This is a genomic window from Streptomyces aurantiacus JA 4570 (genome assembly GCF_000414115.1).
Lineage (GTDB): Bacteria > Actinomycetota > Actinomycetes > Streptomycetales > Streptomycetaceae > Streptomyces > Streptomyces aurantiacus_A.
In genome coordinates this window covers 12,020-36,653 of record NZ_AOPZ01000119.1, presented here as the reverse complement: position 1 = coordinate 36,653, position 24,634 = coordinate 12,020, and the positions used below count along the sequence as shown (strand labels likewise).

Annotated in this window: 17 protein-coding genes; 12 read left to right on the top strand and 5 right to left on the bottom strand. The window is 70.9% G+C overall.

Annotated elements, in window-relative coordinates:
* The 3 genes from STRAU_RS14215 to hflX form a co-directional block, all read left to right on the top strand.
* Nucleotides 1–535: ACT domain-containing protein (locus tag STRAU_RS14215; protein ID WP_162473221.1), on the top strand; the 535-nt coding region annotated here is incomplete at its 5' end.
* Nucleotides 536–662: 127 nt separating this feature from the next.
* Nucleotides 663–2,165 carry a M1 family metallopeptidase gene (locus tag STRAU_RS14210; RefSeq protein ID WP_016641014.1) on the top strand — a complete coding sequence of 501 codons (1,503 nt, stop codon included), beginning with the start codon at nt 663–665 and terminating at the stop codon, nt 2,163–2,165.
* Nucleotides 2,166–2,496: 331 nt separating this feature from the next.
* Nucleotides 2,497–3,987 (top strand): GTPase HflX, encoded by a 1,491-nt coding sequence (hflX, locus tag STRAU_RS14205; protein ID WP_016641012.1) that lies wholly within the window; start codon nt 2,497–2,499, stop codon nt 3,985–3,987.
* A 143-nt stretch (nt 3,988–4,130) separates the two neighbouring features.
* Here the strand turns inward: hflX and STRAU_RS14200 are convergent, their stop codons facing one another.
* Both STRAU_RS14200 and STRAU_RS14195 read right to left on the bottom strand, forming a co-directional pair.
* Nucleotides 4,131–5,339, bottom strand: coding sequence for a trypsin-like serine peptidase (locus tag STRAU_RS14200; protein WP_016641011.1), 1,209 nt, complete (start codon nt 5,337–5,339; stop codon nt 4,131–4,133).
* Between the two features lie 269 nt (nt 5,340–5,608).
* Nucleotides 5,609–6,847, bottom strand: coding sequence for a trypsin-like serine peptidase (locus STRAU_RS14195; RefSeq protein ID WP_037659338.1), 1,239 nt, complete (start codon nt 6,845–6,847; stop codon nt 5,609–5,611).
* A gap of 485 nt (nt 6,848–7,332) precedes the next feature.
* Between STRAU_RS14195 and STRAU_RS14190 the strand changes: the two genes are divergently transcribed.
* The 5 genes from STRAU_RS14190 to STRAU_RS14170 all read left to right on the top strand — a co-directional run bounded on the left by STRAU_RS14190 (nt 7,333) and on the right by STRAU_RS14170 (nt 16,301).
* Entirely contained in the window at nt 7,333–8,895 is a 1,563-nt protein-coding gene (locus tag STRAU_RS14190) for a diaminobutyrate--2-oxoglutarate transaminase family protein (RefSeq protein ID WP_037659335.1), read from the top strand.
* 125 nt (nt 8,896–9,020) lie between these two features.
* Nucleotides 9,021–11,195 (top strand): IucA/IucC family protein, encoded by a 2,175-nt coding sequence (locus STRAU_RS14185; RefSeq protein ID WP_016641007.1) that lies wholly within the window; start codon nt 9,021–9,023, stop codon nt 11,193–11,195.
* Between the two features lie 199 nt (nt 11,196–11,394).
* Entirely contained in the window at nt 11,395–12,171 is a 777-nt protein-coding gene (locus STRAU_RS14180) for a GNAT family N-acetyltransferase (RefSeq protein ID WP_016641006.1), read from the top strand.
* Nucleotides 12,172–12,253: 82 nt separating this feature from the next.
* Entirely contained in the window at nt 12,254–14,224 is a 1,971-nt protein-coding gene (locus STRAU_RS14175; protein ID WP_016641005.1) for an IucA/IucC family protein, read from the top strand.
* Nucleotides 14,225–14,282: 58 nt separating this feature from the next.
* Complete coding sequence (locus tag STRAU_RS14170; RefSeq protein ID WP_016641004.1) at nt 14,283–16,301, top strand: ATP-dependent DNA helicase; 2,019 nt, start codon at nt 14,283–14,285, stop codon at nt 16,299–16,301.
* Nucleotides 16,302–16,443: 142 nt separating this feature from the next.
* Here STRAU_RS14170 and lexA read toward each other — a convergent pair whose 3' ends face one another.
* Nucleotides 16,444–17,229 carry a transcriptional repressor LexA gene (gene lexA, locus STRAU_RS14165; RefSeq protein ID WP_030362804.1) on the bottom strand — a complete coding sequence of 262 codons (786 nt, stop codon included), beginning with the start codon at nt 17,227–17,229 and terminating at the stop codon, nt 16,444–16,446.
* Between the two features lie 537 nt (nt 17,230–17,766).
* On the opposite strand from lexA, the gene nrdR reads away from it, so the two are divergent.
* Together nrdR and STRAU_RS14155 are read left to right on the top strand one after the other, a co-directional pair.
* Complete coding sequence (gene nrdR / locus STRAU_RS14160) at nt 17,767–18,309, top strand: transcriptional regulator NrdR (protein WP_037659333.1); 543 nt, start codon at nt 17,767–17,769, stop codon at nt 18,307–18,309.
* A gap of 141 nt (nt 18,310–18,450) precedes the next feature.
* Nucleotides 18,451–21,342: a vitamin B12-dependent ribonucleotide reductase gene (locus STRAU_RS14155; protein ID WP_016641001.1), complete on the top strand. Its 2,892-nt coding sequence runs from the start codon at nt 18,451–18,453 to the stop codon at nt 21,340–21,342.
* Between the two features lie 99 nt (nt 21,343–21,441).
* Here STRAU_RS14155 and STRAU_RS14150 read toward each other — a convergent pair whose 3' ends face one another.
* Nucleotides 21,442–21,969 (bottom strand): TerD family protein, encoded by a 528-nt coding sequence (locus STRAU_RS14150; RefSeq protein ID WP_016640999.1) that lies wholly within the window; start codon nt 21,967–21,969, stop codon nt 21,442–21,444.
* Nucleotides 21,970–22,176: 207 nt separating this feature from the next.
* Between STRAU_RS14150 and STRAU_RS14145 the strand changes: the two genes are divergently transcribed.
* Together STRAU_RS14145 and STRAU_RS14140 are read left to right on the top strand one after the other, a co-directional pair.
* The gene (locus STRAU_RS14145; RefSeq protein WP_037659329.1) at nt 22,177–22,998 is read left to right on the top strand and encodes an arylamine N-acetyltransferase family protein; all 822 of its coding nucleotides are present in this window, start codon (nt 22,177–22,179) and stop codon (nt 22,996–22,998) included.
* Nucleotides 22,999–23,031: 33 nt separating this feature from the next.
* A complete protein-coding gene (locus STRAU_RS14140) occupies nt 23,032–23,637 on the top strand; it encodes a YdbC family protein (protein WP_037659328.1) in 606 nt (201 codons plus the stop codon).
* A 75-nt stretch (nt 23,638–23,712) separates the two neighbouring features.
* Here the strand turns inward: STRAU_RS14140 and STRAU_RS14135 are convergent, their stop codons facing one another.
* Nucleotides 23,713–24,426: a TetR/AcrR family transcriptional regulator gene (locus tag STRAU_RS14135; protein ID WP_016640997.1), complete on the bottom strand. Its 714-nt coding sequence runs from the start codon at nt 24,424–24,426 to the stop codon at nt 23,713–23,715.
* Nucleotides 24,427–24,634: the final 208 nt, after the last annotated feature.

The window sequence follows — 24,634 nt, the reverse complement described above, 5'->3', positions numbered from 1 at the left end:
GGCCGCCCCGCCCCCCGCCCCCGTGACGGTGCCCGCGGCCACGCCGAGGCCCCAGGTCTCCGCGGCCCTGCGCCCCGCCGGCGCGGACGTCGAGGCCGATCGCGAGGGCGCCACCGTGCGGCTCGCGGGCTGCTGCACGCCGGTGCCGCCCGACGAGATCACCGGCTTCGCGGTACGCGGCGGCGTCGTCACCGTCCACCGGATCGCCTGTCCCGCCGTGGCGCGCATGACGGAAGTGGGGCGCCCGGAGGTCGGCGTGCGCTGGGGGGACACCACCGAGTGCCGGGTCACCCTGGTCGCCGAGTCGTTCGGCCGGGCACACCTCCTCGCCGACCTCACCGAAGCCATCGCCCTGGAAGGCGCCGCCATCATCTCGGCGACCGTCGAACCACCGACCCAGCAGCGCGTACGCCACACGTACACGCTCCAACTCCCCGACGCCGCGCACCTCCCCGGCCTGATGCGCGCGATGCGCAACGTCCCGGGCGTGTTCGATGTGAGCCGCGCCCAGCACCGGGCGGCAGCGGCGCCGTAACGGCACTCTCCGTAGACGTGTACTCCGCTCGGACGGGAGGCGAGTGCTCCGGTAGGGCGGTACTCGTTCGGGTGGGCCCGGCGCGTGCCGTCCCGGCCGGGCGGGCACGCGCTGGTAGCGGTAGTTCATGCTCCTCACCCCTCGCACCAAGGCGACCCGGCCGAGAACCGTGCGCATCGCGGTCGCCGTCGTCGCCACCGCCACCTCCGCCGCCCTGCTCGCCGCGAGCGCCCCGCAGCCGGCCGCCCCGCTCGGCATCGGCGACCGGCTCTTCCCGCACCTGGGGAACCCCGGGTACGACGTGACCTCGTACGACATCGCCTTCACCTACCGCGGGGACAACAGCAAGCCCCTGGACGCGGTCACGAAGATCGACGCCCGAGTGACGGCACCGCTGGAGCGCGTCAACCTCGACTTCACACACGGCAAGGTCCGCTCCGTCGACGTGAACGGCACCCGCGCCGACTTCGCCACCGCCGGCGAGGACCTGGTCGTCACGCCCCACGCGCGCGTGCACCCCGGTGAGCGGCTGCGGATCACCGTGCGGCACACCAGCGACCCGGTGTCCGGCAAGGGGGAGGGCGGCTGGGTGCGCACCGCCGACGGGCTCGCGATGGCCAACCAGGCCGACGCGGCCCACCACGTGTTCCCGTGCAACGACCACCCCGCCGACAAGGCGCAGTTCACCTTCCGCGTGACCGCCCCGAAGGGCCTCACCGCCGTCGCCAACGGCCTGCCCGTGGCCAAGAAGCGCCGCGCGGACACCACCACTTGGGCGTACCGCACCCGGCACCCGATGGCGACCGAGCTCGCCCAGGTCTCCATCGGCCGCTCCACCGTGCTGCACCGCACCGGCCCGTACCGCCTGCCCGTACGCGACGTGGTGCCCACGAAGGACCGCAAGGCACTGGAGCCCTGGCTCAAGAAGACGCCCGGCCAGATCGCGTGGATGGAGGACAAGATCGGCCGGTATCCGTTCGAGACCTACGGAGTGCTCGTCGCCGACGCCCGGACCGGGTTCGAGCTGGAGACACAGACGCTGTCGCTCTTCGAGAAGGAGCTGTTCACGCGCCCGGAGTTCCCGGCGTGGTACGTCGAAGCGATCATGGTGCACGAGCTGGCGCACCAGTGGTTCGGCGACAGCGTGAGCCCGCGCACCTGGTCCGACCTGTGGCTGAACGAGGGGCACGCCACCTGGTACGAGGCCCTGTACGCGGAGGAGAAGGCGCGTCAGCCGCTCGAGAAGCGGATGCGCCACGCCTACCGGCTCTCCGACCGCTGGCGCGCGTCGGGCGGGCCGCCGGCCGCGCCCAAGGGGCCCCGGCCGGGACAGAAGATCAGCATCTTCAGGCCGGTCGTGTACGACGGCAGCGCGCTCGTGCTGTACGCCCTGCGCCAGGAGATCGGCCGGCCCTCCTTCGAGGCCCTGGAGCGCGCCTGGGTCCACACCTACCGCGACGCCAACGCCACGACCGCCGACTTCGTGCGCCTCGCCTCCGACATCTCCGGACGTGACCTGGACGGATTCTTCGACGCCTGGCTGTACGGCAAGAAGACGCCGCCCATGCCGGGGCACCCGGACTGGACGACGACGGCACCGGACGCGAAGGGGGCTCCCGCCAGGAAGTAGGGGGCGCTCCCGCTAGAAGTGCGGGGCGGCCGTCCGGCGAGAGAACGCGGGGCGGCCGTCCGGCGAGCGGACGCAGGGCAGCCGTCCGGCGGGAAAGTCAGATGACGAGACGGGCCGTCCCGTGCGACCATCTTCAGGTCGACGGCGCGGCCTGTCCGGGACATCCCCTCGGGGACATCTCAGGGTCGGTTTCGGCTGGTCCGGGGAATCCCTGGGGGGTCGTGAGCGTTGTCGGACATGACGGGCGGCGCTGTGGCACACACGGTGCGACAGGGCGGCAGACGCTCTCAGGCGCTCTCCGTATCGGATTCCCATCGACGTAAAGGACCCAATGACCTCCTCTTCTTCCCCTTCCCAGGACGCACAGAGCTTCGCGCAGAACTACCCCGAAGGTCTTCGGGCCGATGCCCTGATGGAAGAGGACGTCGCCTGGAGCCACGAGATCGACGGAGAGCGGGACGGCGAACAGCTCGACCGCTCCGAGCGCGCGGCTCTGCGCCGCGTCGCCGGCCTCTCCACCGAGCTCGAGGACGTCACCGAGGTCGAGTACCGACAGCTCCGCCTGGAGCGCGTCGTGCTCGTCGGAGTGTGGACCTCCGGGACGGTCGACGACGCGGAGAACTCCCTCGCCGAGCTGGCCGCACTCGCGGAGACCGCGGGCGCGCACGTGCTCGACGGCGTCATCCAGCGCCGCGACAAGCCGGACCCGGCGACGTACATCGGCTCCGGCAAGGCCCTGGAGCTGCGCGACATCGTGCTCGAGACCGGAGCGGACACCGTCGTGTGCGACGGTGAGCTCAGCCCCGGCCAGCTCATCCACCTCGAAGACGTCGTCAAGGTCAAGGTGGTCGACCGGACCGCCCTGATCCTCGACATCTTCGCCCAGCACGCCAAGTCCCGAGAGGGCAAGGCACAGGTAGCCCTCGCGCAGATGCAGTACATGCTGCCGAGGCTCCGCGGCTGGGGCCAGTCGCTCTCCCGTCAGATGGGTGGCGGCGGCGGTGGCGGCATGGCCACCCGCGGTCCCGGTGAGACCAAGATCGAGACGGACCGGCGACGGATCCGCGAGAAGATGGCGAAGATGCGCCGTGAAATCGCGGAGATGAAGACGGGCCGCGAGATCAAGCGCCAGGAGCGCAAGCGCAACAAGGTGCCCTCGGTCGCCATCGCCGGGTACACGAACGCGGGCAAGTCCTCCCTGCTCAACCGCCTCACGGGCGCGGGCGTGTTGGTGGAGAACGCGCTGTTCGCCACCCTCGACCCGACGGTCCGCAGGGCGGAGACACCGAGCGGCCGGCTGTACACGCTCGCCGACACGGTCGGCTTCGTCCGGCACCTGCCGCACCACCTCGTGGAGGCGTTCCGCTCCACCATGGAGGAGGTCGGCGAGTCCGACCTGATCCTGCATGTGGTGGACGGCTCGCACCCCGCGCCGGAGGAGCAGCTCGCCGCCGTGCGCGAGGTCATCCGTGACGTGGGCGCGACGGACGTGCCGGAGATCGTGGTGATCAACAAGGCGGACGCGGCCGACCCCCTGGTCGTCCAGCGGCTGCTGCGCACGCAGAAGCACGCGATCGCCGTGTCCGCGCGCACCGGCCTCGGCATCGAGGAGCTCCTCGCGCTCATCGACGCCGAACTGCCGCGGCCCGAGGTCGAGATCGAGGCCCTCGTGCCGTACACCCACGGCCAGCTCGTGTCGCGCGCGCACGCCGACGGCGAAGTGCTCTCCGAGGAGCACACCGCCGAGGGCACCCTGCTCAAGGCCCGGGTGCACGAGGAACTGGCGGCGGAACTCGCGCCGTTCGTTCCGGCGGCTCACTGAGCGCAAGCTCGGGCCGCGGACCAGGCGCAGGGCGCGTGCCCTGAACGCGGCGAAGGCCCCGCCCCCTCTCGCAGGGGGCGGGGCCTTCGCCATGATCTCCGGGTGCCGAGGCCGCGACGGCCTCCGTGCCTTTCAGACCAGGGTCACTGCGACCCGTACTTCTCGCTCATCATGTCGAAGATCTGCTTCGCGCCGGTGCCGAGCTGCGGGCCCGCCAGCCAGGTGTTCTGCGCCGGGCCGATCGAGGTGTTGGAGACCAGCTTGGTCTTGTCGCCCACGACCCGGAACCAGCCGCCGCCCGACGAACCACCGGTCATGGTGCAGCCGATGCGGTACATGGTCGGCGTCGCCGGGTCCAGCGACAGACGGCCCGGCTTGTCGATGCACTTGTGCATGATCAGACCGTTGAACGGCGGCGCGGCCGGGTAGCCCCAGGCGCCCATCGAGCTGACGCTCTGCGCCGACGGAGTCGAGAAGTCGACATCCAGCGCGTTGCCGACGGTCTCCTCCAGGGACTTGGTGCCCTCCTGCGGCTTCACGTGCATCACGGCGTAGTCGTGCGGAGCGCCCGCGCCGCCCGAAGCGGCGCCCTGGTCGATCCACTCGCCGGAGGTCGAGACCCAGTCCGCCCACCACTGGCCGTACGGGGCGATCTCCTGCGGCGCCGCGTTGCTCAGCGCCGCCTCGGACTTGCCCAGGTCGTTGTACGAGGGCACGAAGGTGATGTTGCGGTACCAGCCGCCCTCCGCGCCGGCGTGCACGCAGTGCCCCGCCGTCCACACGAGGTTGGACTTGCCCGGGTTGCGCGGGTCCTTCACGACCGTGCCGGAGCAGACCATCGACCCCTTGGGGGAGTCGAAGAAGATCTTGCCGACCGGGGCGGCGTTGTCGTGGTACGGCGTCTTCTCGGGCTTGGCCCGGACCGGCGACGGCTCGGGGTCGGTGGCCCCCTGATCGGAGGGCGCGTCCTTCGCCGCGATCGTCTTGTTCGGGTCCTTGGCCTTCTGCATCCGCTCGGGCTTCCAGAGCCCGTCGATGACCGGGTTGACGAAGTCCTTGGCCTCGCGCAGCCAGTCGTCCTTGCTCCAGTCCTTCCAGGCACCGTCCTTCCACTTGTCCGGATCGATGCCGTGCTCCTTGAGCCGGTCGGCGATGTCGCCCGGCAGACCGGCGCCCGAGTCGGAACCCTTGTCCGCCTCCTGCGCCGCGCCGGCGTCCGGCTTGTCGCCTGCCTTGTCGTCGCTCGGCCCGCAGGCCGTGGCGGTGAGCGCCAGAGCCGCGGCGAGCCCGGTGGCGGCGAGCGCGGCACGGCGGCCGCGACTGCGCGCGAAGGGCGCACGAATGGAACGCATGGAGCTGTAACCCCCGTAGGAACGTGTATTTGCCATGTGCGTGTCAGGCGTGGGCGTGGCATCCGCCACCTGGGCCGACGTGACACCCCACTATGCCTGTGGAATTGGGGACGATCGGCGGCGGGATGGTGAAGGTTTCGCCGCCGAGGTCGTCGTAGGCGCGTCGTACGCGGACGACTCATCGACGTACGCGTACAAAGCGGGTGGCGCAGGAGTGCAGAGCGGAGGGCGTACGCGTACGGAGCACCGTGCGCGTACGCCCTCTGCCTCTAGCGGCCCGCGAACTTCTTGCTGACCGCGTCGTAGATGCCCTTGGCCTCGTCACCGAGGCGCGGACCGGCGAGCCAGCCCGCCGTCACGGGGCCGATGGACGTGTTGGACACCAGCGCGGGCTTGCCGTCCTGGCCCTGCGCGACCCAGCCGCCACCGGACGAACCGCCGGTCATGGTGCAGCCGATGCGGTACATCGTCGGGTCGGGCTTGCTGATCGAGAGCCGGCCCGGCTTGTCCGCGCACTGGAACTGCTTCTGGCCGTCGAACGGCGGCGCCGCCGGGTACCCGGTCGCCGTCATGTCCTTGATCTCCGCGACCGCAGGAGCGTCGAAGTCGACGGGCAGGGCCGTGCCGACCTTCTCCTCCAGGGACTCGCCCTCGCTGCCCTTCTCCGGCGTCACATGGATCACCGCGAAGTCGTACGGAGCGCCCTTGCCGCCCGTCGGGCCGCCCTGCTCGATCCACTGGTCGGACGTCTGCGCCCAGTCGCCCCACCAGACGCCGTAGGGAGCGACCTCTTCCTTGGGCGCGCCCTGCAGGTCCGCGGTGTCCTTGCCGCCGTCGTTGTACGACGGGACGAAGGCGATGTTCCGGTACCAGCCGCCCTTGGCGCCCGCGTGGACGCAGTGGCCCGCGGTCCACACCATGTTGGACTTGCCCGGGTTCTTCGGGTCCTTCACGACCGTGGCCGAGCAGACCATCGAGCCCTCGGGGCCGTCGAAGAAGAGCTTCCCCGCCGCGGGGGCCTGGTCGTGGTACGGCGTCTTCAGGCCGGCCGCCTCGACGGGCTTCGGCGTCGGGTCCGTCACGCCCTGGTCGCCGGAGATGTCACCTTCGTCGACGCCCCGGTCCGGGTTCTTGTCGGCGTCCCGCATGCGGTCCGGGTCCCACAGGTCCTCGATGATCGGGTTGACGAAGTCGCCCGCCTCGCGCAGCCAGTCGTCCTTGTCCCAGTTCTTCCAGGCGCCGTCCTTCCACTTGTCCAGGTCGATGCCGTGCTCCTTGAGCCGGTCCTGGATGTCGCCGGGAATCTGGATCTTGTCGCCGCCGTCGCCGCCGTCGCCGTTGTCACCGGGCTGCGACGCGGACGAGTCGTCCGTGTTCTCGTCGCCCGGGCCGCAGGCGGTCGCGGTCAGGACAAGTGCCGCGCCAAGCGCGACGGCGGCCGCCACGGGGGTCCTGCCGCGCGCGCTCCTCCCACGACGAGAGGTGAAGAGCGGACGTATGGGTCGCATGGTGAGAATCCCCCTGGGCCTCGAAATAGTTCCAAATGCCGTACATCGCGGTGCCGTACGTGCTGTGCGCGCCGTACGTGTCGTACGGCGGCGGCCATCGCGGCGCTCCTGGTGCGGGGCGCCCGGATGTCCGTGCTGCCGGGCCTGGTCGCTCATGGTGCTGAACGCCCAGGTCCCCGCGGTGCGGAACGCCTTGGTGCTGATGAACGGCACCCCACACTATGCCGGTGCCGTTGGGGACGGCCGACGGAACGGCAACGGTTCCGTCACGGCAAGGATCTTCCGCCCCGCCAGGTTTTCCCGTCCGCACGACGAGATCTCCCGTCCACGCAAGGAGATCTTCCGCCCACCCGTGATCCCTCGCGGGCGCCGTCGTTGGTACGTACGGGGGACACGCGGTCCGCGTTCAGCCCCCGGGCCAACTCGCCCGCGCGCCCGTCCGGACGCGGTGGGCCCGCCAAGTCCCAGCGGGAGGACCAACAGCCGTGGCCGTGACCGAGCCTGCTCCCGCGGTGGTGCCCGCGGCGCACGAAGCCGCCGGAATCCTGCGCCGCCAGTCGGCGCGCGAGTCCGCGGCGCGCACCTACGCGCGCGCCCTGCCGATCGTGCCGGTCCGCGCGCGCGGCATGACGATCGAGGGCGCCGACGGCCGGCGCTACCTGGACTGTCTGTCAGGCGCGGGCACCCTCGCCCTCGGCCACAACCACCCCGTCGTGCTCGAATCCATCCGCACCGTCCTCGACTCCGGTGCCCCGCTGCACGTCCTCGACCTGGCCACGCCCGTCAAGGACGCCTTCACCACGGAGCTGTTCCGCACACTTCCGCCCGCCCTCGCCGACCGCGCCCGCATCCAGTTCTGCGGTCCCGCGGGCACCGACGCGGTGGAGGCGGCACTGAAGCTGGCCCGCACGGCCACCGGACGCGAAGGGCTGCTCGCCTTCACCGGTGCTTACCACGGCATGACCGCGGGGGCGCTCGAAGCATCCGGCGGCGCACGGGACGTACGCGTCGCGCGACTGCCCTACCCGCAGGACTACCGCTGCCCCTTCGGCATCGGCGGCGCGCGCGGGGCCGAACTCGCCGCCCGCTGGACCGAGAACCTCCTCGACGACACCAAGTCCGGCGTCCCCGCCCCCGCCGCCATGATCCTCGAACCCGTCCAGGGCGAGGGCGGCGTCCTGCCCGCCCCCGACGCCTGGCTGCGCCGCATGCGCGAGATCACCGCGGCGCGCGGGATTCCCCTCATCGCCGACGAGGTGCAGACCGGCGTCGGCCGGACCGGCGCCTTCTGGGCCGTCGAGCACAGCGGCATCGTCCCCGACATCCTCGTCCTGTCCAAGGCGATCGGCGGCAGTCTGCCGCTCGCCGTCGTGGTCTACCGCGACGACCTCGACGTCTGGCCCCCCGGCGCCCACGCAGGCACCTTCCGCGGCAACCAGCTCGCGATGGCCGCCGGTGCGGCGACCCTCGCGTACGTCCGTGAGAACCGTCTCGCCGACCGCGCCGCGGTCCTCGGCAGCCGCATGCTCGCCGGCCTGCGCTCCCTGGCCGCCGACCACCCTTGTATCGGCGAGGTCCGCGGCCTCGGCCTGATGCTGGGCGTCGAGCTGGTGGACCCCGGTGAACCCGGGCCCGGGGCGGGGGAGTCGGGCGCGGCCGCCAGAGTGCGCCCGGGTCCGCAGCAGCACGCGCTCCCGCAGCAACAGGCGCTCCCACTCCCGCACCCGCAGCACTCTCTCCCGCAGCAGCGTGGCCATCAGAAGCAGCCACAGCCCCAGCCCCACACTCAGTCACACGACCTTCCCGACACCCGCCCGCACCCGGCGGCCCCCGAACTGGCCGTCGCCGTACAGCGCGAGTGCCTGCGCCGCGGGCTCATCGTCGAACTCGGCGGACGGCACTCCAGCGTCGTACGCCTCCTGCCTCCCCTGACCATCACGGACGAACAAGCGACCGCGGTCCTCGACCGCCTCGCCGACGCGCTCGCCGCGGCAGAGCGTTCCCACCGCCCCGCCGCCGACGGCCGACTCCCCTCGGACCGCCCATGACCAGCTCTCCACTCGTCCCCTGACCCAGCCGGTCACGGGCCGACACGTCCCGCCACCTCCCGTCCCGTCCCCGTCAGCCGCCGCCCGTCGCCACACGGAGCCCGATCAACCAACAAGGAACTGCCTTGAACTCCACCCCCGCATCCGACGGCCGTCCCCAACCGCATCCATCGGGAGCGTGCGGCACGCAGTCCCCACAGTCCCCGCAGACAGCGGAGGCCGGTACGGTCCCGCGGCAGAAGGGCAGGAACCCGGAGGCCGAGCAGCTGCTCCACGGCACCGCCGACCTCCTCGACCACCCCGACCCGCACACGGCGGCACAGGCCGCGGCCGTCGAGAGCCTGCTGCGCTGCTGGGTGCGGGAGAACGACATCGCCCCACCGGACCACGGCACCCTGCGCCTCCCCCTCGACGCAAGCGGCACCGCACTCCTCGTCCCCGTGGACTACTGGTCCCCGACCGGCTGGCACCGCTTCGGCCTCCCCTGGCTCGAAGACGGCCCGACGACCGCCCCCCGGGTGGACGCCGTCACGGTCGCCGCCCTCCTGAGCCGCGAAACGGCCCGGGCGGCCGGGACGAGTGAGGAGGCCACTGGCGACCAGGCGGACCAGGCCGAGCAGGCCGAACGGGCCCAGCAGCCCGAGCAGGGCGACCAACCTGAGCAGCCCGAGCAAGCCCAGCAGCCCGAACAAGGCGACCAACCTGAGCAGGCCGAACAGGCCCAACAGTCCGAGCAGGATGATCAAACTGCGCAGCCCGAGCAGGCCCAGCACGCCGGCCAAGCCGTGCAGTCCGCCCCGCCGCAGCCGCCGGCCCCCGCCTCCGCCGACCCCCGGGAAGCCCCCGACGGCGCCGACCTCGTCGCCCGCGTCGCCGACTCCGTGCGTCGCACCACCGACTTCATCGCCGACCGCAGGAACAACCCGGGGGACAACCCCGACCTCTTCCTCGCCGCCGAGCAGTCCCTGCTCCTCGGCCACCCGCTGCACCCGACCCCGAAGAGCCGCGAGGGGCTCTCCGACACCGAATCCCGGATCTACTCACCGGAGTTGCGCGGCGCCTTCCCGCTGCACTGGCTCGCCGTCGACCGCTCCGTACTCGCCATGGACTCGGCCTGGACCGAGCGCGGCCGCACCCTCCCGGCGGACCAGCTCACCGCCCGCCTGGCGGGCCCCGACCTGCCGCTGCCGGACGGCCACACGGCGCTGCCCACGCATCCCTGGCAGATCCGCGAACTCCGCCACCGACCCGACACGGCGGCCCTGTTGGACGCCGGACTCCTCAAGGACCTCGGCCCCCACGGCGAACCCTGGTACCCCACCTCCTCCGTGCGCACCCTCTACCGGCCGGGCGCCCCGGCCATGCTGAAGCTGTCCCTCGGCCTGCGCATCACCAACTCCCGTCGTGAGAACCTCCGCAAGGAACTCCACCGCGGCGTCGAGGTGCACCGGCTGCTGCGCAGTGGCCTCGCCGAGCAGTGGCAGGCGGCGCACCCCGGGTTCGACGTGATCCGTGACCCGGCCTGGCTGGCCGTCACCGGAGCCGACGGCGAGGCGGTCACCGGATTCGACGTCATGATCCGGCACAACCCCTTCCGCCCCGGCGACGACGCCACCTGCATCGCCGGCCTCGTGTCCCCCAAGCCGACCGGCAAGGCCGCAGGCCAGGACCGGCCGCCGATGCACTCCCGGCTCGCCGCGATCATCACCCGGCTCGCCGGCCACACCGGCCGCTCACGCGGAGCCGTCGCCACGGAGTGGTTCCTGCGCTACCTCCAGCACGTCGTACGCCCCGTGCTCTGGCTCGACAGCGAGGCCGGTGTCGCCCTGGAAGCCCACCAGCAGAACACCCTGCTGCTGCTCGCCCCCGACGGCTGGCCCACCGGCGGCCGCTACCGCGACAACCAGGGCTACTACTTCCGCGAGTCCCGCCGCACCGAGCTGGAGAAGCGGCTGCCCGGCATCGGCGCGCACAGCGACACCTTCGTCTCCGACGAGGTGACCGACGAGCGCTTCGCCTACTACCTCGGCATCAACAACGTCCTCGGCCTCATCGGAGCCCTCGGCGCCGAACGCCTCGCCGACGAACGGCTGTTGCTCGCCGCGTTCCGCCGCTTCCTAACCGACGCCGCCTCCGGACCCGGCCGACTCCGCACCCCACTGCCCGCCCTGCTGCTCGACTCACCCGTGCTGCGCTGCAAGGCCAACCTCCTGACGCGGCTGCACGGCCTCGACGAACTCGTCGGACCCGTCGACACCCAATCCGTCTACGTCACCATCTCGAATCCCCTCCACGCGTGACTCCCTGCGACCCGCCCTCTCCGACCCGCCCGCCCCGGCCCGGGCGCGCCCCTGACACCGACGCGAACCCCGCGTTCGCGCCACCGACGACCGCGCCCCCTTCCCTCGCCGATGACCAAGCCCGCTTCCTGACGACCACGACCCCTTCCTGAGGACCAGACCCACCACTGCCGAATCCCCCTCCGAGAGGAGCGACGCCGTGCCTCCCACCGACGCGAGCACCGACGCCGGAACCGAGCCCGCCACCGCGGGCGCCCCGGACTGCGAAGACACCCTCGACCTGCGGCTGCCCGACGAACTCGTCGCGCTGATCGCCGACTGCGGTGGACGCACGGCACCCCTCACCCCCGACGGCTCACCCGGTCCGGACCGCACGGCGGCCGCCGAGCCCGACCCGGCACGCGGAGACCTGCTCGACCACGTCGCCACCTGGGGCCCGGCCACCACGGAGGCGGGCGTATTCCAGCTCGTCCCCGCGCGCCTCGACCGGGACCTCGCGCTCATCAGCCGGTGGATGAACGACCCCGCCGTGGCGGCCTTCTGGGAGCTGGCAGGACCCCCCTCCGTCACGGAGGCCCACCTGCGGCCCCAGCTCGAAGGCGACGGACGCAGCGTTCCCTGCCTCGGCGTCCTGTCCGGCACCCCGATGAGCTACTGGGAGATCTACCGCGCCGACCTCGACCCGCTGGCACGCCACTACCCCGCACGCCCCCACGACACCGGAATCCACCTCCTCGTCGGCGAAGTCGTCGACCGCGGCCGCGGCCTCGGCAGCACCTTGCTGAGAGCCGCGGCCGATCTCGTACTCGATCACCGTCCGTCCTGCGCACGCGTCGTCGCCGAACCGGACCTGCGCAACACCCCCTCCGTCTCCGCCTTTCTGAGTGCCGGTTTCCGCTTCGCCGCCGAGCTGGACCTGCCCGACAAACGAGCGGCGCTCATGGTCCGCGACCGGACCTTGCGCGCCGTGCTGTGACCCGCCCAGCCCGTCGCCCCTCGATCCACTCACTTCTGTTACACCGCTCGACCCGATCCGGTTCCCTCCCCGAGGAGTCCCCGTGCCGAATCTTTCCGACCCCGCGACACCCGCGACACCCGCGACACCCCTGACACCTCAGGCATCGCAGGCACCCCAGGCATCCCCCACACCTCAGACCCCCGAGACACCGCACGGCGACGCCGCCCTCTACGACCCGCCCGAGCTGACCCCGGAGCGCTGGGAGGAGGCCGGGCGACGGCTCCTCGCCAAGATCGTCGGCGAGTTCGCGTACGAAGAGATCGTCCGGCCGGACCCCGCGGGACAGGGAAACGTCGCCGAGAGCGCCGACGGCGTGGAGGCAACCCGGGCCCCGGCGACGTACACCCTCCTCCTCGACGAGCCCGCCGCGGACGGCGAGCCCCGCCCCCGCCTCACCTTCCGCGCCCGACGCGGCGCCTACGGCAGCTGGCGCGTGGACCCGGCGAGCCTCACTCTCACCGAAGGCACCGGTGGCCCGCGCCCCCTGACCGACCCGCTGCGCTTCCTCACCGCCGCCCGCCGCACCCTGGACCTCGACGGCGCAACCCTCGGCCACCTCATCCGCGAACTGACCGTCACCCTCAGCGCCGACACCCGCCTCGACCACGGCGCGCTGACCGCCGAGCAGCTAGCCGACGTGGGCTACGCGGAGCTCGAAGGGCACCAGACCGGCCACCCCTGGCTCGTCCTCAACAAAGGGCGCATCGGGTTCTCCGCGACCGACGCCGGGCGCTGGGCGCCCGAGGCCCGCAGCAGCGCGCCCCTTCCGTGGATCGCGGTGCACACCAGCATCGCCACCTACCGGGGCGTGCCCGGCCTCGCCACCGCGGACGAGCTCTACGCACGCGAACTGGACCCCGCCACCCGGGAGTCCTACGCGGCCATACTCCGCGCGCGCGGTCTCGACCCGCGGGAATACCTCTACCTGCCGGTGCACCCCTGGCAGTGGGACGACATCGTGCTGCCCCTCTTCGCCCCTTCCGTCGCCGCCGGGACGATCGTCCCGCTGCCCTCCGACGGCGATCTGCGCCTGCCCCAGCAGTCCATCCGGACCTTCCTGAACACCACACGCCCCGACCGCCACACGGTCAAGCTGCCGCTGTCGGTCCTCAACACCCTGGTGTGGCGCGGCCTGCCCACCGAGCGCACGGTCGCCGCCTCGGCCGTCACCTCCTGGGTGCACGCCCTGCGCGACGGCGACCCCTTCCTGCGGGACGAGTGCCGGGTGATCCTCCTCGGAGAGGTCGCCTCCGTGGCGGTCGAGCACCCCGTGTACGACTCGCTCCCAGAAGTTCCCTACCAGTACAAGGAACTGCTTGGCGCCATCTGGCGCGAGCCCCTCACGCGCTACCTCGCGCCGGGGGAGCGCGCCCGTACGCTCGCCGCGCTGCTGCACACCGATCCACAGGGCCGCGCCTTCGTCGCGGAGCTGGTCAGCCGCTCCGGGCTCACGCCCACGGTCTGGCTGAGGCACCTGTTCGCCGCGCTGCTGCCGCCCCTGCTGCAGTTCCTCTACCGGTACGGAACGGTGTTCTCGCCGCACGGGGAGAACACCATCGTCGTCTTCGACGACAAGGACGTGCCCGTCCGCCTCGCGGTCAAGGACTTCGTGGACGACGTCAACGTCAGCGCAGAACGGGTGCCGGAGCACGCCTCCATGCCCGATGACGTACGAGAGATCCTGCTCACCGAGCCGCCCGCCTTCCTGACGCAGTTCATCCACGCCGGGCTCTTCGTCGGCGTCTTCCGCTATCTGGCTCCGCTGTGCGAGGAACAACTGGGCGTCCCGGAGGCCGACTTCTGGTCCCTCGTGCGGGCCGAGATCCTCCGCCACCAGGCCCGCGCTCCCGAGCTGAAGGAGCGCTACGAGATGTTCGACCTGCTCACTCCACGTATCGAGCGGCTGTGTCTGAACCGCAACCGGCTCCACCTCGACGGCTACCGTGACCGCTCCCAGCGCCCGCACGCCGCCGTCCACGGGACCGTGCCCAACCCCCTCCACCCGTCTTGATCACGGTGTTGGCGGTGTTGGCGGCGTTGTCAGTGGGGCACCGTAGGCTGGTCGAGCTATGACGAAGCCCTCCCTCCCCGAGCTCCTGCACGCCGCTGTCGCCGCTGTCGGCGGCACCGAGCGCCCCGGCCAGGTGACCATGGCCGAGACCGTCGCCGAGGCGATCGACGACGGTTCCCACCTGCTGGTCCAGGCCGGCACCGGCACCGGCAAGTCCCTCGGCTATCTGGTGCCCGCGCTCGCGCACGGGGAGCGGGTCGTCGTCGCGACGGCCACGCTGGCCCTGCAGCGCCAGCTCGTCGAGCGCGATCTGCCGCGGACGGTGGACGCGCTGCACCCGCTGCTGCGCCGCCGCCCCGAATTCGCCATGCTCAAGGGCAGATCGAACTACCTGTGCCTGCACCGCCTCCACGAAGGCGTGCCGCAGGACGAGGAAGAGGGCCTGTTCGACCAGTTCGAGGCCGCGGCGCCCACCAGCAAGCTGGGCCGGGACCTGCTGCGCATGCGGGACTGGGCGGACGAGACGGAGACCGGCGACCGCGACGACCTCACCCCGGGCGTCTCCGACCGCGCCTGGGCGCAGGTGTCCGTTTCCTCCAGGGAGTGCCTGGGCGCCTCGAAGTGCGCGTACGGCCAGGAGTGCTTCGCCGAGATGGCCCGGGAGCGGGCGAAGCTCTCCGAGGTCGTCGTCACCAATCACGCCCTGCTCGCGATCGACGCCATCGAAGGCGCCCCCGTCCTGCCCCAGCACGAGGTGCTGATCGTGGACGAGGCCCACGAGCTGGTGTCCCGGGTCACCGGCGTCGCCACCGGCGAGCTCACTCCGGGGCAGGTCAACCGCGCGGTGCGGCGCGCGGCGAAGCTGGTCAACGAGAAGGCGGCGGATCAGCTCCAGACGGCCTCGGAGGGCTTCGAACGGCTGATGGAGCTGGCGCTGCCGGGTCGTCTCGAAGAGATCCCGGAGGATCTCGGCTATGCCCTGATGGCGCTGCGTGACGCTGCGCGCACGGTCATCTCGGCCCTCGGCTCCACCCGCGACAAGTCCGTCCAGGACGAAGACGCGGTCCGCAAGCAGGCCCTGGCCTCCGTGGAGTCGATCCACGACGTCGCGGAGCGCATCACCAACGGCTCCGAGTACGACGTCGTCTGGTACGAACGCCACGACCGCTTCGGCGCCTCCCTGCGGGTGGCTCCCATGTCCGTGTCGGGTCTGCTCCGCGAGAAGCTGTTCACGGACCGCTCCGTGGTCCTCACGTCCGCCACGCTCAAGCTCGGCGGCGACTTCAACGGCGTCGGCGCGTCCCTGGGTCTCGCCCCCGAGGGCACCCGGTCCGAGGACGCGCCGGTCTGGAAGGGCCTCGACGTCGGCTCGCCCTTCGACTACCGCAAGCAGGGCATTCTGTACGTCGCGCAGCACCTGGCGCGTCCGGGGCGCGAGGGCACGCGGGTGGACATGCTGGACGAGCTCGCCGAGCTGATCGAGGCGGCGGGTGGGCGGACGCTCGGGCTGTTCTCCTCGATGCGGGCGGCGCAGTCCGCGGCAGAGGAGCTGCGGGGCAGGCTCGACATGCCGATCCTGCTGCAGGGCGAGGAGACGCTGGGCGAGCTGATCAAGGGGTTCGCGGCCGACGCGAAGACGTGCCTGTTCGGCACGCTCTCGCTCTGGCAGGGCGTCGATGTGCCGGGCGCGAACTGCCAGCTCGTGATCATGGACAAGATCCCGTTCCCGCGCCCGGACGATCCCCTGATGAGCGCCCGGCAGAAGGCCGTGGACGAGGCGGGCGGCAATGGCTTCATGGCGGTCGCCGCGACCCATGCGGCGCTGCTGATGGCCCAGGGGGCCGGTCGGCTCGTCCGGGCGTCGGGGGACCGCGGTGTGGTGGCGATCCTGGACCCGCGGCTGGCCACCGCGCGCTATGGGAGCTATCTGCGGGCCTCGCTGCCGGACTTCTGGTACACCACGGACCGTAATCAGGTGCGCCGCTCGCTGGCGGCGATCGACGCGGTGGCGACCGCGGCGGAAGCGGCGGAGGTGACGGCCGTGGAGACGACGGCCGTGGAAGCAGTGGAGGGGTAGCCCTCACGCGCTGGGCGTGGTCGCTCGCGCGTGCTGGGCGGCGGCCTCTCCGGGCCTCTGCTGCCCGGGTGGGGTCCCATGCGGCATGAGACGGGCCCCGGAACCGGCGCAGAGGTCCCGAGGCCCGGTCAGGGGCGGAGGCTCACACGCGACGCAGGACCGCGACCACCTTGCCGAGGATGGTCGCCTCGTCGCCGGGGATCGGCTGGTACGCGGAGTTGTGCGGCAGGAGCCAGACGTGCCCGTCCTCGCGCTTGAAGCGCTTGACGGTCGCCTCGCCGTCGAGCATGGCGGCGACGATGTCGCCGTTCTCGGCGACGGGCTGACGGCGGACCGTGACCCAGTCCCCGTCGCAGATGGCGGCCTCGATCATGGAGTCGCCGACGACCTTCAGGACGAAGAGCTCACCGTCTCCGACGAGCTGCCGGGGGAGGGGGAACACGTCCTCGACGGACTCCTCGGCGAGGATCGGTCCGCCTGCCGCGATGCGGCCGACCAGCGGGACGTACGAAGCGGCCGGCTTGCCCGTGGTGTCGGTGGCCTGGGTGCTCGGCTGGTCCGAGCCACGGACCTCGTACGCCCGGGGGCGGTGCGGGTCGCGGCGCAGGAAGCCCTTGCGCTCCAGGGCCATGAGCTGATGCGCCACCGAGGAGGTGCTGGAGAGGCCGACCGCCTGACCGATCTCGCGCATCGACGGCGGATATCCCCGCCGCTGCACCGAGTCCCTGATGACCTCGATCACCCGGCGCTGGCGATCGGTGAGTCCGGAGCTGTCGGCGCGGATTCCTGGAGGTCGGCCCGGCAGGGAGCGCGTGGGCTTGGGCCCCTCCTGGTTCGTGGCTGCGTCATTCATGGCATGCACCGGCTCGAATCGGCTCTGGGAGCGGTCCTGGGCAGTGATGGTGGCGCTGTCTGCGGTGGTGGTCACGTCGGTCGGCCCCTCTCGAGATGTTCTCCCTAGTTAGCCAACGGTAGTTGCTTTCGAAAGGTTGCGCCAAACACACGTTCGAGTGAAAAATCGTAGATTGCCTGACGCGATCATGTGTCTGGGTGTATGGCTAACGCCCGGGCCGAATGGAAATTCGGTTCATTACGGTACGCTTCACCGCCGAGGCCGTGGCCCTGCCGGGTGCGGTTCCCATAGTGCCATTCGGTGCTCCGTCAACAGGGCACCGGCCCTTCCGGGCGATGTCGGTGCCGGGTGCCCGTGGTCGCGCGCCTGGCGTGCGCCGGGACATGCGGGGGTCACGAGCCGCGACGCGGGCCGGCGCCGGACGCGACACGCGCTCGTGTCGAAATTTACGGCAAACCCCAGATCTAGTGGTTGGATTGCAGCCGCGGCCCAGAAGTTGTGGTCCCCGGTCTTTCGAGCCCGTGGGCATCGCCTATGCTTGGGGCTGCTTCGAGGGCCCTGAGGGCCCGTTGAGGTTTTTGAGTCGCGCCGTGAAGGAGGGTTGGGAGTTCCATGCACTGCCCCTTCTGCAGGCACCCCGACAGCCGCGTAGTCGACAGCCGCACCACTGATGACGGCACGTCGATCCGCAGGCGCCGTCAGTGTCCGGACTGCACGCGTCGTTTCACGACCGTGGAGACCTGCTCGCTGATGGTGGTCAAGCGCAGCGGTGTCACCGAGCCCTTCAGCCGCACCAAGGTCATCAACGGCGTCCGCAAGGCATGCCAGGGGCGGCCCGTGACCGAGGACGCGCTCGCCGCGCTCGGCCAGCGCGTCGAGGAAGCGGTCCGGGCCACCGGAAGCGCCGAACTGACCACCCACGACGTGGGACTGGCCATACTCGGCCCGCTGCAGGAACTCGACCTCGTCGCCTATCTGCGCTTCGCGTCCGTGTACCGGGCGTTCGACTCGCTCGATGACTTCGAGACCGCCATCGAAGAGCTGCGGGGGCGGCGCGATGCCGCGCCGGACAGCTCCGGTACGGAGCGGCCCGCGACCGGCCGCGGGCCCGGGGGGACTGCCGAAGTCCCGCAGCCTGCCACCGCCGCCGACTGACCGGATCCCGGATCACGGTCCGGCGGCTGACCAGACCTGTCGTGGGTCGTCCGTAGGGGCGCCCGCGACATCAAGACACACACCGTGCTGCGGGAAGAACGCGGCACTTCAGGGCGTTTTAGCCTGATACAGGGAGGCGGCATGACCGAGACGACGAGCGGCCCCGCACGAGGTTCCCGCGCCAAGGGAGCCAAGGGCGGCAAGGGCCTGCGCATGGAGCGCATTCACACGACCCCCGGCGTGCATCCGTACGACGAGGTGGCCTGGGAGCGCCGCGACGTCGTCATGACCAATTGGCGCGACGGCTCGGTCAACTTCGAGCAGCGTGGCGTCGAGTTCCCCGACTTCTGGTCGGTGAACGCGGTCAACATCGTCACGAGCAAGTACTTCCGCGGCGCGGTCGGCACCCCCCAGCGCGAGGTGAGCCTCAAGCAGCTCATCGACCGCATCGTGAAGACGTACCGGAAGGCCGGCGAGGACTACAAGTACTTCGCCTCGCCCGCCGACGCCGAGATCTTCGAGCACGAGCTGGCGTACGCCCTCCTGCACCAGATCTTCAGCTTCAACAGCCCGGTGTGGTTCAACGTCGGCACGCCCCAGCCGCAGCAGGTGTCCGCCTGCTTCATCCTGTCCGTCGACGACTCCATGGAGTCGATCCTCGACTGGTACAAGGAAGAGGGAATGATCTTCAAGGGCGGCTCCGGCGCCGGCCTGAACCTCTCCCGCATCCGTTCCTCCAAGGAACTGCTGTCCTCCGGAGGCAACGCCTCGGGCCCGGTCTCCTTCATGCGGGGCGCCGACGCGTCCGCAGGAACGATCAAGTCGGGCGGTGCCACGCGCCGCGCGGCCAAGATGGTCATCCTCGACGTCGACCACCCCGACATCGAGGGCTTCATCGAGACCAAGGTCAAGGAAGAGGAGAAGATCCGCGCGCTGCGTGACGCGGGCTTCGACATGGACCTGGGCGGCGACGACATCACGTCCGTCCAGTACCAGAACGCCAACAACTCGGTCCGCGTGAACGACACGTTCATGAAGGCGGTCGAGGAGGGCGGCAAGTTCGGCCTGACGTCCCGGATGACCGGCGACGTCATCGAGGAGGTCGACGCCAAGTCCCTCTTCCGCAAGATGGCCGAGGCCGCCTGGGCCTGCGCCGACCCCGGCATCCAGTACGACGACACCATCAACGCCTGGCACACCTGCCCGGAGTCCGGCCGCATCAACGGCTCGAACCCCTGCAGCGAGTACATGCACCTGGACAACACGTCCTGCAACCTCGCCTCGCTGAACCTGATGAAGTTCCTCAAGGACGACGGCAAGGGCAACCAGTCCTTCGAGTCCGAGCGCTTCGCCAAGGTCGTCGAGCTGGTCATCACGGCGATGGACATCTCCATCTGCTTCGCGGACTTCCCGACGCAGAAGATCGGCGAGAACACCCGCGCCTTCCGCCAGCTCGGCATCGGCTACGCCAACCTGGGCGCCCTCCTGATGGCGACCGGCCACGCGTACGACTCCGACGGCGGCCGCGCCCTCGCCGGCGCCATCACGTCGCTGATGACCGGCACCTCGTACAAGCGCTCCGCGGAGCTCGCCGCGGTCGTCGGCCCGTACGACGGCTACGCCCGCAACGCCACTCCGCACCAGCGCGTCATGAAGCAGCACGCCGACGCCAACGCCGCGGCCGTCCGCATGGACGACCTGGACACCCCGATCTGGGCCGCCGCCACGGAGTCCTGGCAGGACGTCCTGCGGCTGGGTGAGAAGAACGGTTTCCGTAACTCGCAGGCTTCGGTCATCGCCCCCACCGGCACCATCGGTCTGGCGATGTCCTGCGACACGACCGGCCTCGAGCCCGACCTCGCGCTGGTCAAGTTCAAGAAGCTGGTCGGCGGCGGCTCGATGCAGATCGTCAACGGCACCGTCCCGCAGGCCCTGCGCCGCCTGGGCTACCAGGAGGAGCAGATCGAGGCGATCGTCGCCCACATCGCCGAGCACGGCAACGTGATCGACGCCCCTGGTCTGAAGACCGCGCACTACGAGGTCTTCGACTGCGCCATGGGCGAGCGCTCCATCTCCGCGATGGGCCACGTCCGGATGATGGCGGCCATCCAGCCGTGGATCTCCGGCGCGCTCTCCAAGACGGTCAACCTCCCGGAGACCGCCACCGTCGAGGACGTCGAAGAGGTCTACTTCGAGGCGTGGAAGATGGGCGTCAAGGCGCTCGCCATCTACCGCGACAACTGCAAGGTCGGTCAGCCCCTCTCCGCCAAGAAGAAGGAGGAGGAGAAGACCGAGATCGCCGAGAAGGCCGAGGACACGATCCGTGCCGCGGTCGAGAAGGTCGTCGAGTACCGTCCGGTCCGCAAGCGCCTGCCGAAGGGCCGTCCCGGCATCACCACGTCCTTCACGGTCGGCGGCGCCGAGGGCTACATGACGGCCAACTCCTACCCGGACGACGGTCTGGGCGAGGTCTTCCTGAAGATGTCCAAGCAGGGCTCGACCCTCGCGGGCATGATGGACGCCTTCTCCATCGCCGTCTCCGTCGGCCTGCAGTACGGCGTGCCCCTGGAGACGTACGTCTCCAAGTTCACGAACATGCGCTTCGAGCCGGCCGGTATGACGGACGACCCGGACGTGCGGATGGCGCAGTCGATCGTCGACTACATCTTCCGCCGCCTGGCGCTGGACTTCCTGCCCTTCGAGACCCGCTCCGCGCTCGGCATCCACTCCGCCGAGGAGCGTCAGCGGCACCTGGAGACCGGTTCGTACGAGCCGTCCGACGAGGACGTCGACGTCGAGGGGCTGGCCCAGTCCGCCCCGCGGCAGACGGAGTCCCTGAAGGCGGTCGCCACGCCGGAGCCGGAAGCCGCGGAGGACATCCCGCAGCAGGCGCACACCAGCGCCGAGCTCGTCGAGATGCAGCTCGGCATCCAGGCCGACGCGCCGCTGTGCTTCTCCTGCGGCACGAAGATGCAGCGCGCGGGCTCGTGCTACATCTGCGAGGGCTGCGGCTCCACCAGCGGTTGCAGCTGAGCGTCTGACGCCGTGAGGTGAGGGGCGGCGGGGCCAGGACGGCCCCGCCGCCCCTCACCGTTCGCGGTGCGGCCTTCGCCGTTCGCGATCACGGGCCGCTCAGCGCGCCGTGCCCATCTCGGCGGCGAAGGCCGCCAGGTCCGTGTCGAAGCCGCGGAGCAGCTCGCGGAACGCCCAGTGGCCGTCCGGATCCCGGGAGAACTCGCCGATCACGGCCGCCGTGCATCCGGAGACCTCGGCGAAGTCGTGCTCCGCGAGATCGGTGTACGCCTCCCGGACGCGCACCGAGGTGTTCGCGACCTCGCCGAAGACCCGCCCCTCCGGGGGCTGCTGGATGGCCACGCCGACCAGCACGCGCGTGTACCGCTCGGAGAGCCGCTCCAGCTCCAGGACCATGACCTCGTCGTAGCCGAAGCCCTGGCCCGTCCTGCTGTCCCTGCTGAGCGTGATGGTGCCGTCGGGGGAGCGGCTGTCGAAGTGCACGAGGTAGGCCGGACGGCCCTCGGGGTCGTCGGCGGTGTACGTCGCGGCCACTATGTCCAGGTCGTGGGGAGACGCCCCCATGGGGCTCGGGTCCCACTTCAGCCCGACCTCGACCTTCTTGAGCCCCTTCCTGATGTTGCTCACCGAACTCCCCCTCGGGATTTGTGCGTTGTCGGTCTCTGTGCGCTGTTCCGTGCTGCGACCGTGCGTTGTGCAGCGCTACGACCACGCTACGGCTTGCCGCTGACATCGGTGCCACGAACCCTGCGGATCGCTGCGACGCGGGCCCGAGGGCGCCGGCTCGCGCCGTCCAGCTTTGCGCCCCGCGCGACGGCAGCGATCATTGTGCCCATGACATGGAACGGGGAAGAACTGGACGTCGATGCCTACTTGGCGAGGATCGGGTACGACGGCGAGGTGAAGCCCGACCTGGAGACGCTGCGCGCGCTCCACCGGGCTCATGTTGCCTCGATCCCCTTCGAGAACCTGGAGGTCATGCTCGGCCGCCCGGTTCCGCTGGAACTGGCGGCACTGCAGGACAAGATGGTCCGCAGACGGCGCGGGGGCTACTGCTACGAACAGAACCTCCTGTTCGCCGCGGCCCTGGAGCGCGTCGGCTTCGCCGTCAGTGGACGTGGCGCCCGGGTCAGGGCGGGAGCGTCCGCCACGCGCGCGGTGACGCACATGCTCCTGCGCGTCGAGGCGGACGGCGAACAGTGGCACTGCGACGTCGGCTTCGGCGCGGACGGGCTGCTCGAACCCATCCTCATGCGGGAAGGCGTCGACGTACGACAAGGAGAGTGGCGGTACGCCATCGCGGCCGAGGAGGACGGCGTGCGGGTGCTGCGCACGGAGGGCCCCGACGGCTGGTTCGACCTCTACGCCTACACGACGGCCCAGTGTCTGCCCGTCGACTACGTAGTGATGAACCACTACACCTCAACTCACCCCCGGTCGTCCTTCATCCGGCGCCCGGTGCTGCAACAGGCCGGTCCCGAGGTGCGCCGTCGGCTGGTCGGCGCGCGACTGATCCGCACGCACCCCGACGGTTCCACGGAAGAACACGACGTACCTGTAAGCGAGTTGAGGGAGACGCTCGCCCGGGAGTTCGGCATCGAGCTCGACGACGACGACTTCACCGAGCTTGTCAGGGCGCACTACGCCGGAGCGTGACCCGGGCCACGCGCCGCGCCGTACGATGGCGCGGTGCTGGTCAAGTGGATTCGCTGCACCGTGGTGGACCGCCGGGGTTTCGAGCGGGCGCAGCGAAAGTGGGCGGGGCTTCTGGGGGAGCCGGGGTTCCGGGGACAGGGCGGGGGATGGAGCCGTGGCCGGCCGTACGTGGCCCATGTCTTCGCGTTCTGGGAGAGCCGTGCCTTCTACGACTCCTTCATGGCGCGCTCGCACGACCGGCTCGCCGCGTCGCAGGTGGGCACCTACAAGAACCTCCAGGCCAAGCTCTTCGATCACCGCTTCGACGTGAAGACGGGTTTCGAGCCGCGCTTCACGGACGCGGACGTGGTGCGGGTGGCGCACTGTCGCGTCCATGAGGCGCGGGTCGAGAACTTCGCGCTGATGCAGGAGAAGGTCTGGAACCCCGCGATGGCGGGCTCGCCCGGCATGGTGCGCGGGCTCTTCGGGGAGGCCCCGGGGCACGAGTTCCTGGTCCTCTCGATGTGGCAGTCCGCCGCCGAGCACGGGAAGTACCGCGTGGAACGGATCGAACGCCTCGCGCTGCGGGCGCAGACCGAGGCGGACGTGGCGGCGCTCGCGGGGGATGTCGTGCAGTTGGAGCCGTCCTGGACGGTGTGAGGTGCGGGCCCTTCCGGCCGGTCTGTCCGGATCGCGCCGGCCTACGTGTGGGGGCCCTCTCGGCCAACCCGTTGATCAGCGCCTTGTGAACGCTCCGGCGCGCGCGGCGGCCAGCACCGCTGCGGCGGATTGATCGGCGAGCGCCGTGTCGACCGGCTCGCGCGTGATGAACAGGCGCAGCATCAGCGGTGCGGAGACGGCGCGTACCAGCGCCGCCGCGTCGGTGTCCCGGTCCGTCTCGCCCCGCTCCACGGCCCGCGCGACCACTGTCTCGCAGCGTGAGAACCGCTCGGTGTAGAAGGCGTGCAGGGCGTCGGCCGCCCGGGAGGACTGGAACGAGGCGGCGATGAACGCCGTCGGCGCGGCGGCCCTCGACTCGTCGGCGAACGCGTCGACGACTTCGCGTGCGAGAGCGCGCAGATCGCCCGCCAGGCTGCCGGTGTCCGGGGGCGTCCAGGCGTCCTCGCCGGCGAGGTCGAGCGCGTCGGCCACCAGGCCCTCGAGGCCGCCCCAGCGCCGGTACAGCGTGGTCTTGTGCACGCCCGAGTGTTCGGCGACGTATTCGACTGTCAGGCCCGGGTAGCCGTGGTCGCTCAGGCCGCTCAGCACGGCGTCGCGGACGGCTGCCCGGGTGCGGGCGGTGCGGCCGCCGGGGCGGCGGGTGCCGGGGGCCGGGCTCTGGTCGGCGGGAATGGCCTGGTGGGTGGGAATGGCCTGGTCGGAGGGAACGGCCTGGCCGGTCTCGTCGATCTCATCGGCCTCATCGGTCTTGTCGACCTTGCTCGTCATCTCGGTCCTTCAGATCTGGCGGGCCATCGAATCCGGCCTTCGGTCCATCGGGTCTGGCTGCGCTGGGTCCGCACGAACTCTCAATCGCTACTGCTGTTGCGTTAGTGCGGGTGACTGTGCCACACTCATCGTAATGCGACAAGCGTTGCGTTTGCTTGTCGGTGTGCGTGATCGCGGTGTGTGGAACCGCTGTGCGGAATGGCATGTA